The sequence below is a fragment of the Sphaerochaeta sp. PS genome (assembly GCF_032144095.1).
Lineage (GTDB): Bacteria > Spirochaetota > Spirochaetia > Sphaerochaetales > Sphaerochaetaceae > Sphaerochaeta.
Genome location: NZ_JAVSNJ010000001.1, coordinates 40,201 through 54,328 on the forward strand (window position 1 = coordinate 40,201; position 14,128 = coordinate 54,328).

At 52.3% G+C, this 14,128-nt stretch carries 12 protein-coding genes; 11 read left to right on the forward strand and 1 reads right to left on the reverse strand.

The window, feature by feature from the left end:
- Positions 1 to 3 precede the first annotated feature (3 nt).
- The 5 genes from ROJ03_RS00265 to ROJ03_RS00285 all read left to right on the forward strand — a co-directional run bounded on the left by ROJ03_RS00265 (position 4) and on the right by ROJ03_RS00285 (position 4,899).
- A complete protein-coding gene (locus tag ROJ03_RS00265; protein ID WP_313724970.1) occupies positions 4 to 1,056 on the forward strand; it encodes a DNA-directed RNA polymerase subunit alpha in 1,053 nt (350 codons plus the stop codon).
- A complete protein-coding gene (rplQ, locus tag ROJ03_RS00270; RefSeq protein ID WP_313724971.1) occupies positions 1,046 to 1,504 on the forward strand; it encodes a 50S ribosomal protein L17 in 459 nt (152 codons plus the stop codon). The genes ROJ03_RS00265 and rplQ overlap by 11 nt, the downstream gene beginning before the upstream one ends.
- 265 nt (positions 1,505 to 1,769) lie before the next feature.
- Positions 1,770 to 3,302 (forward strand): ribonuclease Y, encoded by a 1,533-nt coding sequence (gene rny / locus ROJ03_RS00275; protein ID WP_313724972.1) that lies wholly within the window; start codon positions 1,770 to 1,772, stop codon positions 3,300 to 3,302.
- A gap of 8 nt (positions 3,303 to 3,310) precedes the next feature.
- Positions 3,311 to 4,111: a TIGR00282 family metallophosphoesterase gene (locus ROJ03_RS00280; RefSeq protein ID WP_313724973.1), complete on the forward strand. Its 801-nt coding sequence runs from the start codon at positions 3,311 to 3,313 to the stop codon at positions 4,109 to 4,111.
- Positions 4,111 to 4,899, forward strand: coding sequence for a TlyA family RNA methyltransferase (locus ROJ03_RS00285; RefSeq protein WP_313724974.1), 789 nt, complete (start codon positions 4,111 to 4,113; stop codon positions 4,897 to 4,899). The genes ROJ03_RS00280 and ROJ03_RS00285 overlap by 1 nt, the downstream gene beginning before the upstream one ends.
- Here the strand turns inward: ROJ03_RS00285 and ROJ03_RS00290 are convergent.
- Complete coding sequence (locus tag ROJ03_RS00290) at positions 4,859 to 5,413, reverse strand: GerMN domain-containing protein (RefSeq protein ID WP_313724975.1); 555 nt, start codon at positions 5,411 to 5,413, stop codon at positions 4,859 to 4,861. The genes ROJ03_RS00285 and ROJ03_RS00290 overlap by 41 nt on opposite strands.
- A gap of 75 nt (positions 5,414 to 5,488) precedes the next feature.
- On the opposite strand from ROJ03_RS00290, the gene ptsP reads away from it, so the two are divergent.
- The 6 genes from ptsP to dnaK all read left to right on the forward strand — a co-directional run bounded on the left by ptsP (position 5,489) and on the right by dnaK (position 14,067).
- The gene (gene ptsP / locus ROJ03_RS00295; protein WP_313724976.1) at positions 5,489 to 7,222 is read left to right on the forward strand and encodes a phosphoenolpyruvate--protein phosphotransferase; all 1,734 of its coding nucleotides are present in this window, start codon (positions 5,489 to 5,491) and stop codon (positions 7,220 to 7,222) included.
- Positions 7,191 to 8,768 carry a ribosome biogenesis GTPase Der gene (gene der, locus ROJ03_RS00300; RefSeq protein ID WP_313724977.1) on the forward strand — a complete coding sequence of 526 codons (1,578 nt, stop codon included), beginning with the start codon at positions 7,191 to 7,193 and terminating at the stop codon, positions 8,766 to 8,768. The genes ptsP and der overlap by 32 nt, the downstream gene beginning before the upstream one ends.
- A 1-nt stretch (position 8,769) precedes the next feature.
- A complete protein-coding gene (locus tag ROJ03_RS00305; protein WP_313724978.1) occupies positions 8,770 to 9,474 on the forward strand; it encodes an HAD family hydrolase in 705 nt (234 codons plus the stop codon).
- A gap of 16 nt (positions 9,475 to 9,490) precedes the next feature.
- Entirely contained in the window at positions 9,491 to 11,188 is a 1,698-nt protein-coding gene (locus tag ROJ03_RS00310) for a SpiroCoCo family coiled-coil protein (protein ID WP_313724979.1), read from the forward strand.
- Between the two features lie 291 nt (positions 11,189 to 11,479).
- Positions 11,480 to 12,058, forward strand: a complete 579-nt coding sequence (grpE, locus tag ROJ03_RS00315; RefSeq protein ID WP_313724980.1) for a nucleotide exchange factor GrpE — start codon at positions 11,480 to 11,482, stop codon at positions 12,056 to 12,058.
- Between the two features lie 83 nt (positions 12,059 to 12,141).
- A complete protein-coding gene (dnaK, locus tag ROJ03_RS00320) occupies positions 12,142 to 14,067 on the forward strand; it encodes a molecular chaperone DnaK (RefSeq protein ID WP_313724981.1) in 1,926 nt (641 codons plus the stop codon).
- Positions 14,068 to 14,128 lie beyond the last annotated feature (61 nt).

Sequence of the window (14,128 nt, forward strand, 5' to 3'; positions counted from 1 at the left end):
ACCATGGCACGCAAAAACCTTCTGAAGGGCTTTAAGAAGCCCAAGGGGATTACCTTTGAACACAACGCAGTAGAGCCTAATTATGGCCGGTTTATTGCCTATCCCTTTGAGAGAGGCTTTGGAACCACAATCGGCAATACGCTGCGAAGGGTGCTTCTCTCATCTATCCAGGGGTATGCCGTCACTGCTGTGAAGTTCACCAGCTTCAATGAAGATGGTGTCCCTCATATGATCTCGAGCGAATTCGAGCAGCTACCCGGAGTCCGTGAGGATATCTCCGACATAATTGCTGCTTTGAAGAAGCTGCAGATCAGCATGCCTGAGGACTCGGAGGGGACTAACCTCCTCATTGAGTGCAAGGGCCCTGGCGTTGTGACAGGTGCAAACTTCGAGCGTGACCAGGTTGAGATCACCAACAAGGATCTGGTACTCTTTACGATGATGGATGATGCCAACATCGAAATGGAAGTGCAGATAGACCTTGGTAGGGGCTATGTCCCGTCTGAAATCAACGAGAAGTACATAGAAGAGATTGGGACTATCCCCATCGATTCCACTTTCTCACCGGTTACTCGCGTAAAGTATTCGATTGAACCCACCCGTGTTGGCTATCGTAGTGATTATGACAAGCTCACACTGGAAATCTACACCGATGGAACTATTGTTCCTCAGAATGCCTTGGCTGAAGCTGCGAAGATTGCGAAGGATTACTTCCAGATCTTCATCAACTTCGATGAGACTCTGATCAGTAGCAATGATGAGGTAGATGAAGAGGAAGAGAGAGTCAGGAAGATTCTCAATACCTCTGTTGAGGAACTGGAGCTGACCGTAAGGTCCAGCAACTGCCTCAAGAACGCCAACATCAGAACTATTGGGGATCTGACCAAGAAGACTGAGGAAGAGATTGCTAAGACGAGAAACTTTGGTAAGAAGAGTCTTTCTGAAATCAAGGACAAGCTAAAGGAATGGAATCTCAGCCTTGGGATGACAGACTATAGCGTTTTGAAGACAGCAATCAGAGTACCAGGGAACAAGGAAGAAGAGAATGAAGCATAGGATTGGATTCAATGCGCTGAACAAGACCTCCTCACATAGGAAAGCAATGAAGCGCAACATGGTGACCTCCCTTTTCAGGTATGAAAGGATCGAGACCACCAAGTCAAAGGCTCTTGAAGTTCGTAGAATGGCTGAGAAGATGATTACCCGTGCAAAGACCGACAGCGTTGCAAACCGCCGTCAGATCGCAAGGGATATCGCTGACGAGGCTATCGCTGCAAAACTCTTCACAGAGATCGCTCCCATGTTTGCTGAACGGAAGGGCGGCTATACCCGCATCCTGAAGACCGGCAACCGTCTCGGCGACGCAGCTGAAATGGTCATCCTCGAGCTGGTGGAGAAAACCGCTAAGCCCGATAAGAAGGCTAGCAAGAAGGCTGAGAAAGCTGCTGCAAAAGCAGAAGATAAAGTAGCTTCCAAAAAAGCTGCGACAAGCACAGAGGCCTAGGCCAATGTTGCTGAGAAGCGTGCAAAAGAGGACAAACAAGACTCGCTAGCGCACCTTCACCAAACGTACTGCCCGAAAGGGCTAAGCCGCTGTTGTAATGACAGCGGTTTTTTCTGTTTTATGGTGTTCCTGTGAGGTTTTATGGGATGGAATTATGTCAAATTGTCAGGATATATATACTTATAGCCAAGATTCTTGACAAGATGTGCCTTGACAAGTACTACATCCATTCGTATGATTGTAACATTACAATAGGGGGTAGTATATGAATCTTATACTAACAATCCTCCTTAGTTGTTTTATTGGTATCATCTTAGGTTGGTTAAGCCGTTGGCTGTATGCGAAATTTAAGCTTACCTCGGTCGAACAGAGAGCTGTACGACTGAATCAGGAAGCAATAAAGGAAGCGGAAGCAAAAAGCAAAGAGCTTTTGCTTGAGACTCGTGACCTGTTGTTGAAAGAACAACAACAGCAGGAACGGGAAGCTAGAGAAAGGCGAAGTGAATTGCAACGCTCTGAACGACGACTCTTGCAGAAAGAGGAGAACCTCGAGCATAAGCAATCAGAATTGGATGCTATCAGAAAGCAATTGGGAGAAAGGGAAGCTGGTCTTGCCCAAAAAGAACTTGAGGTTGTCGCCAAAGAGGGCAGCCTGATTACTGAACTTGAACGCATAGCAAGCATGAGCTCGGAAGAGGCTAAGAATTCGATCATGGAGAGCATGTACAACGAAGCTCGACGTGATGGACAGTTGATGGTCAACAAGATCGAACAGGAAGCCCAGCTTTCTGCAGACAAGAAGGCCCGTGATGTTATCATTACCTCAATACAGCGCCTTGCTACTGAGGTTACCAGTGATGTGACGATTAGTTCTGTGAGTTTGCCAAGTGATGAGATGAAGGGAAGGATCATCGGCCGGGAAGGCCGGAACATCCGTACCCTCGAGACCCTGACGGGTGTGGATGTCATCATTGACGACACCCCTGAGGCTGTTGTCATCTCCTGTTTTGATCCTGTTCGCAAGGAAATTGCCCGTGTCTCCCTGGAAAGGTTGGTTCAGGATGGAAGGATCCACCCAGCCCGAATCGAGGAAGTGGTCAACAAGGTTACCAAGGAAATTGGACGGATTATCGCTGATGAAGGCGAAAAAGTCATCTTTGAGCTTGGTGTGCACAATATGGGACCTGAAACCATCCGTGCTTTGGGTAGACTCTACTTCAGGACTAGCTATGGCCAGAATGTGCTCAACCACTCCAAGGAGGTCGCAATCCTCTCCGGAATGATAGCGAGCGAAATTGGGGCGAATAGCGAACTAGCCATGAGGGCTGGCCTGTTGCACGACATCGGTAAGGGTATCGAGACCGAAAGTGATGCCAACCATGCTGAGCTTGGAGCTGAGATGGCAAAGAGGCTTGGGGAAGATCCCCGGGTTGTCAATGCGATCCTTGCCCACCATAACGATACCGAACCGACCACCATCGAGGCGGTCATCGTCCAGATTGCTGACGCCATCAGTGCCGCGCGCCCCGGTGCACGTCGTGAAACGTTGGACAACTACATCAAGAGGCTCGAATCCCTTGAGCATATTGCTGAGAGTTTTGCCGGCGTGGATAAGGCTTTTGCCATCCAGGCAGGTCGCGAGCTGAGGATTCTGGTCAACAACGACCAAGTTTCTGATGACGGGGCCAAGGATATTGCCAAGGGGATCGCCAGTCGCATTGAGGCTGAGCTTCGGTACCCTGGCAGGATCAAGGTGACCATCATCCGAGAGATGAGGGTCGTCGAGTATGCTAGGTAGGGTAGAGAGTGTCTGATACGAAAACGTTTGTGGCCCTGTTGCTAGGGGATGTCTGCGGACAACCCGGATGCAGGGCGCTTTTTATGGGCCTTGGCTCCCTGGTCAAGGACTATCGTGCTGATATGGTCATCGTCAACGGCGAAAATGCAGCCAATGGCTTTGGCCTTTCGGCATCTCTTATGGAACAATTTTTTTCCTTGGGCGTCGATGTCATCACCAGTGGAAACCATATCTGGCAACAGGATGACCTGCGCCCCTATCTTGATAGCGAGAAGCGGTTGCTTCGCCCTGCCAACTACCCGCCCCAGGCTCCTGGCCATGGGTCGGTGGTGGTGGATGTGAAGGGGACCAAGGTCGCAGTGCTCAACCTCCAGGGGCGCATGCAGCTTCCTTCGATCGACTGCCCCTTTAGGATTGGGCTGGAGCAGGTGCAGAAACTCCGCAAGCAGACCCCCCTGATCTTCGTGGACTTCCATGCGGAGAATACGGAGGAAAAAGAGGCCCTCGGCCTCTACCTGGATGGAAAGATCTCTGCCATGGTAGGGACACACACCCATGTGCAGACCGCCGACGAGAAGATCCTTCCGCAAAAGAGTGCCTACATCACCGACATCGGCCTTTGTGGTCCCTCTGAGAGTGTCATAGGATCTGATCCTGGGATCTCGATAGCCCGGCAGCTGACCCAGATGCCCATGCGTAGCGAGATCGCAGATACACCTCCTGTTTTGCAAGGAGTCTGTATTACGGTGGAGAGTGCGACAGGCAATGCCCTGAAGATTGAACGCTTCAGCAGGAATTTCCTCATCTGATGAAACAGAGGAAGAGGCCGTTGTTGCAGTTGCTCGCTCAGCAGTATGGGACAGCGTACACCAAAGACCAGCTCACCGCCTTCATTGCCTGCAGGAATGTCTATGCCAATGGGGAGCTCTCTACCGATCCCAAACAGCTGTTCGCTGAGGACAGCACCCTTTCCCTAAGCTTCGAGAAGTATGTCTCCCGTGGGGGCTTCAAGCTTGAGCAGGCCCTGGATGCCTTCGGCCTTTCCGTCGAGGGTCTTGTCATGCTCGATGCGGGCTCGTCCACCGGTGGGTTTACCGACTGCCTTCTCCAGAGAGGGGCCAGCTTGGTCCATAGTGTCGATGTCGGCTACAACCAGCTTGACTGGCGACTCAGGACCGATGGCAGGGTCCATGTCCATGAAAAACAGAATATCATGACGCTGGAAGGCCTCGATCCGCCGGCAGAGGCTGCGGTGTGTGACCTGTCGTTCCGCTCCATTGGAGAGGCCGCTTCCCATATCCTGTCCCTATGCGGGGATACCTGGCTGGTATCGCTGATCAAGCCTCAGTTCGAGGTACCCAAGAATTTGGAGAATTTTACCGGTGTCATCACCGATGTCGGACTCTTGGAGGAGGTCATGCTGACAGTCTACTCCTTTCTTGCTGAGGAAGGGGTAGGTTTCCATGGCCTGGTATTGAGTCCCATAACAGGACACAAGGGCAACAGTGAGTTCTTGGCTCTGCTGAAGAAAGGTGAGGGGTGGGACCTTCCTACCTTCACCGAACGGCTGGCAGGGCAAATCTCTCTCCCTCAATGAGCAGGACCAGATCCTTGACCTGGGGGAAACCCGTTGCGGTCCTTCTGAGCTGTTCGTAGGCGCCATCAAGGTCGGGGCTCTGGAGAAACTCCTTGCTGATGTCTACAAAGAGCACCTTGTTAGAGAGGGTGAGGCCGATGAGTCTGGTCCCTTTCTGGATCGAGGAGACAGCGCCTTCCTTGAGCGCCTGCAGATCGGGACCCCCAAGCAAACTCTCGAACGTGTCATGGTAGGCCGAACCTCCCTTGCGTTGCTGTCTTTGGCGGAAGGCCCGTATCGTCCTGTCCGCGGTGAAGAACCAGACGCTCACCGATTGTGTCTGCGCCTTTGGCCCTTCTGAGGCTGTGCCCAGCAAGTTGAGGACTCCGCTTTTCTGGATGGATTGGTGCACGATGGGCAGTCCGATCGCCAATACGGTCGCAGTAAACAGAATCCAAGCCACAAAGATGATGAGGGCTCGCCTATGCATCCCCCTCCCTTTCCTTGGTCCCTGTGCCGCTTCTTCACCGTTCATACGCCCATTCTAGACGAATTGGAGTTGGGTTTCCAGCTTTACATGAGAGGATAAAGCCCGTATAGTACATTACATATGAGGATATTCAAGGGTATTGCAGCTTCCGAAGGACTCTCCAAAGGAAAGGCCTTGTTGCATGTGCGTTCGTCCATGGTTGCGGAAAAGCAACATATCATGGCCAAGGATGTGCAAGGGGAACTGCAAAAGATCCATAAAGCTGTTGAACGATCGAAAAAGGCCCTGGAAGAGCACCAGGGTCCTGACATCTCCGCAGAGCCTGCAGAAATTTTGCAGACTCATCTGATGATGCTCAGCGACCCTGAGTATCTTGGCCAGATTGCACAGTACATCTCAACAAACCTGGTATGTGCACAATGGGCTGTGGAGGCAGTGACCGAAAGCATGGTCTCCCTGCTGGAGAGCTCGTCCGATGAGATGCTCAAGGAACGGAGTGTGGATTTTAGGGATGTGTCGCTCCATCTTCTTGATGCGCTGAGCAACAGGAGCCAACGTACGGTGAAAAACCTTACCGAGGATGTCATTCTTGTTGCCGATTCTTTGATGCCCTCCGAGCTCTTCTCGATGGACAAGAGCCATATCTTGGGGATTGCCCTGGACGGGGGAGGGAGGGCGAGCCATGTTGCCATCCTTGTCAGGGCCTTCAACATCCCCTCAGTCATTGCCTTGGGATCTGCTTCACAAAAGGTACATGACGGAGATGAGATTATCGTGGATGGCAACTATGGTGAGGTGTTTGTCCGACCTGACCTTACTGCCGCCCAGAACCTGAATGAGCGCTATGCCCGTTGGCAGGCCCATGAACAAGAACTGAGACAGATGATCGATTTGCCCACCAGGATGACCGATGGTCATGAGGTGCTGCTTAAGGCAAATCTCCAGACAGTCTCCGAGATCGGTTCTGCCAAGGAGGTCGGCGCCTCCGGTGTCGGACTCTTCCGTTCTGAGTTCCTGTTTATGGACAGCGTTGGAGGGTCCACGGAAGAACAACAGTTCGAAGCCTATAAAGAGGTGATCGAGGCTATGGCACCATTGCCGGTAACCATCCGAACCATTGACGTGGGTGGGGACAAGGTTGTACCGGGGATGGGCATTGATGAGAAAAACCCGATCCTTGGCTGGAGGGCCGTTCGCTTCTGCCTGTCACGAAAGGACATCTTCTCTGTACAGTTGCGCGCGTTGCTGCGGGCAAGTGTCTATGGGAAGCTACAGATTATGTTTCCGATGATCAGCGGTGTGGAAGAGTTGAACGCGGTGTTGCATCTTTTGGAACATGTGAAGGAAGAGTGCAGGACCGAACAGATTCCCTTCGATCCTGACATCAAGGTCGGCACCATGATAGAGGTACCCTCTGCTGCATTGTGTGCTGATATTCTCGCAAAGAAAGTTGATTTCTTCTCGATCGGAACCAATGACCTGATCCAGTATACGATTGCTGTCGATCGGGGGAACGAGAAGATTGCCCATCTGTTTCAGCCATTTCATCCGGGAGTGTTACGCTCCTTGCAGATGATCGTGGAGAAAGCCCACCAGGAGAATATCCCTGTGAGCCTCTGCGGAGAGATGGCTAGTGATCCTCTCTGTTCTGTGCTGTTGGCCGGACTGGGGATGGATGAATTGAGTATGGGGTCCCAAAGCCTCCTACAGGTCCGCAAGATCCTCCGCGACGTCTCGTTTGCCGAGGCTAAGCAACTTGCCGACCATGTGATGGAAATGGATTCCTATCTTACGATTACAACCTATATAAGGGAGTGGATGCATGACCGATTCGATCATTTCACCACCATCTGAGCTGGATATTGAACAGTCTGGCGCTGTCGAGGCTAAAATGCCTGTCATCGCTATCATAGGAAGGCCCAATGTGGGCAAGTCAACGCTCTTCAACCGCCTGATCGGCAAACGAAGGGCCATCACCGACCCGACTCCAGGAGTAACGCGCGACCCTATTCCCGAACGCTGGCTTCTGGGTAACCATCCTGTCACCATCATTGACTCAGGTGGAGTCAAGATCGACCGTGAAGGCCTCGATGGCCTGGTTGCGGAAAAAAGCCTCTCGCTGCTTGCTACCTCTGACGCCATCATCTTCATGATGGACATTACCGAGGTGACGGCCGAGGACCGGGAGCTGCTGGAATTTATGCGCCCCTTTACGGATAAGATGGTCCTGGTGGTCAACAAGGTTGACACCCCTTCCCGTGACGACCTGCTTTGGGAGTACTATGAATATGGGTACCAGCGTGTGCTGGGTATCTCGGCTGCCCATGGGCATGGCATCGAGGAACTGGAAGACATGCTGCTCGGCATGTTGGACATGGTCAGCCTCGACGAGGCTCCTGAGGAGAAGGAAAGCGTAAAGCTTGCAATCCTGGGAAAGCCAAATACCGGGAAAAGCACCCTTGCAAATCTGCTGGTTGGGGAGGATATCTCCATCGTCAGCAATATAGCCGGCACCACGCGTGATGTCGTCATGGGTGCATTCACCTACAAGGGCAGTGACTTCACCGTGCTCGATACTGCAGGCATACGCAGAAAGAACAAGGTTGATGACGATGTCGAATACTATTCGGTAAACCGGGCGATCAAGACCATCGACGAGGCCGATGTGGTGTTGCTGATGATTGATGCGATCGAAGGCCTCTCCGACCAGGACAAGAAGATCGCCCAGCTCATCGTACGCCGGGGAAAGGGTGTCATCCTTGTACTGAACAAGATTGACCTGCTTGCAGGGGTTGGCAACCAGCTTGACGCCATCAAGGACAGGATGCGCTTCTTGTTCCCTATCCTCAGCTTTGCCCCGATCTCCGCCATCAGTGCAACCCAGGGCATAGATATCGGAAAGTTGCTCGATACCGTCTGGGGCGTCTGGAAACAGCTGAACAAGCGTGTTGACACGTCAACGCTGAACACTGCCATCAAGGAGTGGGGCGAGGCGTACCAGCCTCCCCGTGGCTCTACCGGACACTTCAAGGTCTATTATGGAACGCAGATCAGTGCAAACCCCATCAGGTTCCTGGTTTTCGTCAACAAGTTCAAGGATTTCCCTCCCATCTATGTCCAGTATATGAAGAACTGTATTCGTAGGGATCTTGGGTTTACCCAGGTACCTATCGAGATTGACCTTCGGGAGAGAAAGCGAAATCCTTCCCTCAACGATAGGCCCAAGAAGTTCAATACTTCAGAGACTTCCCCCAAGGGTCCTGTTTCACGCAAGCTTACCGGAGGCAGGGCCGTGGCCAAGCCCAAGGGAACCAAGCCTGGGAACAAGGCCTCTGTGACCAAATCGGCGAAACGTACTGCAAAGCAGACCCGAAACGCCGGTTCGAAGAAACGGGGTTAGGATGGGATTCCTTGTAGACCAGGATATCAAGGTGCTCTGCCTTGATATCGATGGGACGCTCTATCCCAAACGGATGCTCAACGCTCGGATGCTCCGCTCTGCATTCCCTTCACTCCCCCTTGGCCTGGGATTCAACCAGGTGAGGCAGGAGTATAGGAGGGTGCAGGATAGCGAGCCGACGGTCCCTGCCGACCGGCAGGGATTACTGCAGCGACAGGCCCACCTGATGCTCAGCCACCTGGGCAAGAAGCATGATGCGAACAGTGTTGAAGCCATGATGGCTAGGCTAGACCGTCAGTTCTACCAGGCATGGCAACGCTCTTTCCTTTCCATCAAGGGCTCTGCCCATATGCGGGAGGCCCTTGTGAAGGCCAAGCAGCAGGGGCTGAAGATTGCGGTCTTCAGCGATTTTCCCGTTGCGAGGAAGCTGGAGACCTTGGGCATTGATTCCCTGGTGGACCTTGCCCTCAGTTCCGAGGACAGTGGGTATCTCAAACCCAGCCCCAAGGCCTTTTCCTACCTGCTTGCACATCTAGACGGCTCGCCTTCAGAGATGCTCTATGTGGGGGATAGCTATAGCAAGGATTGCCAGGGAGCAAAGCGGATGGGCATGCGCAGCTGTCTTCTTACCCGCTCCCGGGGTGAATTTTCTGATGCTGATCTGGTGGTCAGTTCTTGGAAGGAGTTCATTTCTCTGTTACTCTAGTGCAAGGGGGTCTACTATGGGTTTGGAACTGTTATTGCCGGTTATCCTCTTTATACTGACACTGGTCATCATCTATCTCCTTCGCGCTGATGACAAGCGCAACCAACGTATGGATCTCATGAAGCAGAGGACCCAGCGGTTGGTAAGCGATGTGGAGAACAGCCAGTCCCAATTCAAGGAGACTGCCCAGAAGGTCGAGGAACGCATCAGCGCCAAGATAGAGGAATCCCATCAGCTCATGGTGCACATCGATACCCAGCTTGCAGATCTTGAGGCCCGCAGCGAAGATCTCGCCAAGCTGCAGAAAGTGCTTTCCACCTATCAGGAAGCCTTGACCCAGCTGGAAAGGACCACCACCCAGGTGGAGGGCCGCATAGTGCAGGTTAAGGCGGAGGTTACCAACCTCAACCGTGTCCAGGAGACCCTGGATGGTTTTGACCTGCGGTTTGTCCAGTTCCAGAATACCCTTGAAAAGAGGATAGGTGAGGGAGAGGAGGGTCTGTACGCCCAACAGCTGAAGCTCAAGCAGTTGCAGGACGCTTCCTTTGCCAAGCTCGAGGAGTATGAAAGGGAAGTCCAGCAAGCTGAGCAAACCAACCTCATGCGCATCTCCGCACACACCGAGACCCTCAAAGGCAACCAGGAAGCATCCCTTGCCCTCGTATCGCAGCAAGCGAGCAAGTTACGCCAGCTTGCAGATGAAGGCGAACGGCTGATGCAGGAGTACAAGAAAGCGCTCCAAGCCTCTTCCGACCAGGCCACTGGCATGCTGAGAAACCAGCAGAAACAATATGAGGAACTTGAGGCAAAGCATACAGAGCGTGCAGAAAAGCAGCAAGAGACACTTTTGGCCATCGAGCATGAATCGATTCGTCACGTCACCGAGGAGATGGAGCGTTTTGTCCAGCAGTGCAATGCCCAGATGACGCAGATCTTTGAGGCAACACTCAGAAGAACCGACATCTCCTTCCAGAACATGACCCGGGTGCTCTCACAATATCTTGGGGAGATGGCTTTGCGAATGCAGAGTGCCAAGGAGTTGCTGCGCCTGTTGCAAACCAATGAACACACTTCCTTGGTCTCCTTCGCCGACGAGGTAAAGACCCTGCTGGCAGAAACTGAAAAGTCTGAGGATGCATTTCAATCCATGCAGAGCTTGCAGGAAGGTGCCCATGCTGAGATTTCCCGCCTGAACGATGAGGCCTCTCACTTGAAGGATGAGATTGAGGGGATGAGAAAGACAAAGCTCTCCCTCCTCGAGGAGTTGGCAAACAACACCCACATTCCAGAAAGACAGGTTTCTGTTCCTTTTGCCATGGCCTTGGAAGAAGCTGAAAGCCTGGAAGAAGCTGGACCACTGGAAGAAGCTGGACCACTGGAAGAAGCTGAACCCTTGGAAGAAGCTGAACCACTGGAAGAGGCTGAAAGCCTGGAAGAGGCTGAACCCTTGGAAGAAGCTGAACCACTGGAAGAGGCTGAAAGCCTGGAAGAGGCTGAAAGCCTGGAAGAGGCTGAACCCTTGGAAGAAGCTGAAAGCCTGGAAGAGGCTGAACCCTTGGAAGAAGCTGAACCACTGGAAGAGGCTGAAAGCCTGGAAGAGGCTGAACCCTTGGAAGAAGAACCGCTTGTCCCTGAGGCCCGGAAGGTCGAATACCTTCCTGAAGGGGAGGAAGAGGTAATTGAGCTGGACGAGGGTGATGACCTGACTGTGTGACCTCGCTTCTGAACTTCGGTATACCCTCCATTTGTAGGATGCCTGTCTGTGCTTATCCTCTATCCAGACATTGTGATGCATGCATGGGAATATGCTCTTTTCCCTCAGAAAAACCACTTGACCCTTGCAATCCCTTATGAGTATGTTATCGACGTACCCAAAACGGGGCTACTCATTACGTTGTACTAGATTAGAAAAATTAGTTCAGTTGCTGAGAGATCTTTGCAGTTGGACTTGAAATATCCATGTGCTCGTGCTCAGGCCGTGCATGGGGAAAATTGAGGGATTGGAATGGAAAAGAAACAGGAAAAGAAACAAAGCGCCGTAGACGAAGCTAAGGAAACCAAGCAGGAAGCGGTCACATCCCCTTCCGAACCGGAACAGAAGGAGTTGGAGATATCCCTTCTCAAGGAGCAGCTTGAGGCTGCCCAAGCTGAAATAAGCTCGCTGGAGAATCTGATGCTCCGTAATCGTGCCGACCTTGAAAACACTCGCAAGCGTTTGGTCCGGGACAAGGATGAGGCGGTCAAATTTGCCAACTCTTCCCTTATCAAGGATCTCCTGGAGCCTCTTGACGATTTTGGCAGGGCTCTGGATGCAGCTGATTCCACACATGACTACAAGAAGATCCATGACGGGGTGCTGATGGTCAATTCGCAGATCCATGGAATCCTGGAACGCAATTGGGGCCTGGAGCGAATTGTGGCCCTCGGGGAGGAATTCAATCCTGAGGAGCATGAGGCTTGCATGGTCGTCGAGGATGACTCCCTGGAAGTAGAAACTGTCCTTGAGGATCTTTCCACAGGATACAAGCTCCACGGTAGGGTCCTTCGGCCCTCAAAGGTGAAAGTTGGCAAACCTTCCGTTTGACGATTTGCCTAGGTATTAGTACCTTATCTGCAGGGATAAAACCCAGCATGACTATGAATTGATTAGGAGAGGAGAAATATAAAATGGGAAGAATTATTGGAATTGACCTTGGCACGACCAACAGTTGTGTTGCGGTTATGGAAGGCAATGACGCTATGGTCATCGCCAACAGTGAAGGACAAAGAACTACCCCTTCCGTTGTTGCATATACAGCGAAAGGCGATCGTCTGGTAGGCCAGCCTGCCAAGAACCAGATGGTCACCAACGCAGAGAATACCGTTTACTCCATCAAGCGTTTTATGGGACGCAAGATGAGCGAGATCTCTTCTGAGCTCAACAGGATTCCCTATAAGGTGAGTGCTGGATCCGCTGGTGAGGTCAAGCTCACTCTCCGTGGCGAGTCCTACTCCCCACAGGAAATTTCTGCAGCCATTTTGCAGAAGATGAAGAAGACAGCTGAGGACTACCTCGGCGAACCTGTCACCGAAGCTGTTGTTACCGTGCCGGCATATTTCAATGATGCACAGCGCCAGGCAACCAAGGATGCAGGTAAGATTGCAGGCTTGGATGTAAAGCGTATCGTCAACGAGCCTACTGCCGCAGCTTTGGCATACGGTATTGGTAAGGATTCGACCAAGGAAGAGAAGATTGCCGTGTATGACCTTGGTGGTGGTACGTTTGATATCTCCATCCTTGAACTGGGTGACGGTGTCTTCGAGGTTAAGTCTACCAACGGTGATACCCACCTTGGTGGAGATGACTTCGACAATAGGATCATCGATTGGATGGCTGGTGAATTCAAGAAGGCAAATGGTATTGACCTCACTACGGACAAGATGGCTTTGCAGAGACTTCGTGAAGCGGCTGAAAAGGCCAAGATCGAGCTTTCCAACTCCACGAGCACCGATATCAACCTTCCGTTCATCACCGCAGATGCATCGGGACCGAAGCACTTGGCAATGACCCTTTCCCGGTCCAAGTTCGAGCAGCTTGTTGCTGACCTGATCGAGAGGACCAAGCTTCCTGTCAAGAATGCCCTTCGCGACGCCGGCCTTACTGCAGCTGATATCGATGAGGTTATCCTCGTTGGTGGCTCAACCCGTATTCCTGCTGTGCAGGCAATCGTACGCGAGCTTTTCAACAAGGAACCCCACAAGGGTGTGAATCCTGATGAGGTTGTTGCAATGGGTGCAGCCATCCAGGGTGGAATCCTTGGTGGAGATGTCAAGGACGTCCTGTTGTTGGATGTCACTCCTCTCTCCCTTGGTATCGAGACCCTTGGAAGTGTCAACACTCGCCTTATTGAGCGCAACACGACCATTCCTACTCGCAAGAGCCAGATATTCTCCACCGCTGCTGATGGACAGACTGCTGTAAGCATCCATGTCCTGCAGGGCGAGCGTGAGATGGCCTCCCAGAACAGGACCCTGGGCAAGTTTGACCTCATCGGCATACCTGCAGCCCCCCGTGGTGTTCCCCAGATCGAGGTAACCTTCGACATTGATGCCAACGGTATCGTGCATGTGTCGGCCAAGGACCTTGGTACCGGTAAGGAGCAGAAGATCCGGATTGAGTCTTCCTCAGGCCTAAGCGAGGCGGAGATCGAGAAGATGGTCCGTGAAGCTGAGACCCATGCGGAAGAGGACAAGAAGGAACGCGCCCGTATCGATGCCCGCAACGAAGCTGACAGCCTGGTCTACTCGACTGAGAAGTCTCTCAAGGAGTATGGCAGCAAGATTGCAGCGGATGACAAGGCAAAGATCGAGAGCTCCATTGCTGAACTGAAGACCCTGCTTGGAAACCCGAGTGCTTCTGCTGAAGAGCTCAAGGCCAAGAGCGAGGCTCTCCAGCAGGCAGCCTACAAGCTTGCAGAAGAGGTGTACAAGAACACCGCTACACAGGATGGTGGCGAGGCTGAAGCCCAGCCTTCACCAAGCGAAGAGGAGCCTAAGAAGAAGCATACCGGTAGCGATAGTGTTGAAGATGCCGATTACGAAGTCGTAGACTAAGGTTTCGGAAACAGGTTACTATACAAGAAAGGTTTTGCATCATGTCGGCTCAAAGCCGACA

What these genes read in the sequence shown, in the direction of transcription:
- ROJ03_RS00290 (WP_313724975.1), bottom strand. Translation starts at nt 5,413, where the DNA reads ATGAACGGTGAAGAAGCGGCACAGGGACCAAGGAAAGGGAGGGGGATG.
- ptsP (WP_313724976.1), top strand. Translation starts at nt 5,489, where the DNA reads ATGAGGATATTCAAGGGTATTGCAGCTTCCGAAGGACTCTCCAAAGGA.
- grpE (WP_313724980.1), top strand. Translation starts at nt 11,480, where the DNA reads ATGGAAAAGAAACAGGAAAAGAAACAAAGCGCCGTAGACGAAGCTAAG.
- ROJ03_RS00305 (WP_313724978.1), top strand. Translation starts at nt 8,770, where the DNA reads ATGGGATTCCTTGTAGACCAGGATATCAAGGTGCTCTGCCTTGATATC.
- ROJ03_RS00310 (WP_313724979.1), top strand. Translation starts at nt 9,491, where the DNA reads ATGGGTTTGGAACTGTTATTGCCGGTTATCCTCTTTATACTGACACTG.
- ROJ03_RS00285 (WP_313724974.1), top strand. Translation starts at nt 4,111, where the DNA reads ATGAAACAGAGGAAGAGGCCGTTGTTGCAGTTGCTCGCTCAGCAGTAT.
- rplQ (WP_313724971.1), top strand. Translation starts at nt 1,046, where the DNA reads ATGAAGCATAGGATTGGATTCAATGCGCTGAACAAGACCTCCTCACAT.
- dnaK (WP_313724981.1), top strand. Translation starts at nt 12,142, where the DNA reads ATGGGAAGAATTATTGGAATTGACCTTGGCACGACCAACAGTTGTGTT.
- der (WP_313724977.1), top strand. Translation starts at nt 7,191, where the DNA reads ATGACCGATTCGATCATTTCACCACCATCTGAGCTGGATATTGAACAG.
- ROJ03_RS00265 (WP_313724970.1), top strand. Translation starts at nt 4, where the DNA reads ATGGCACGCAAAAACCTTCTGAAGGGCTTTAAGAAGCCCAAGGGGATT.
- rny (WP_313724972.1), top strand. Translation starts at nt 1,770, where the DNA reads ATGAATCTTATACTAACAATCCTCCTTAGTTGTTTTATTGGTATCATC.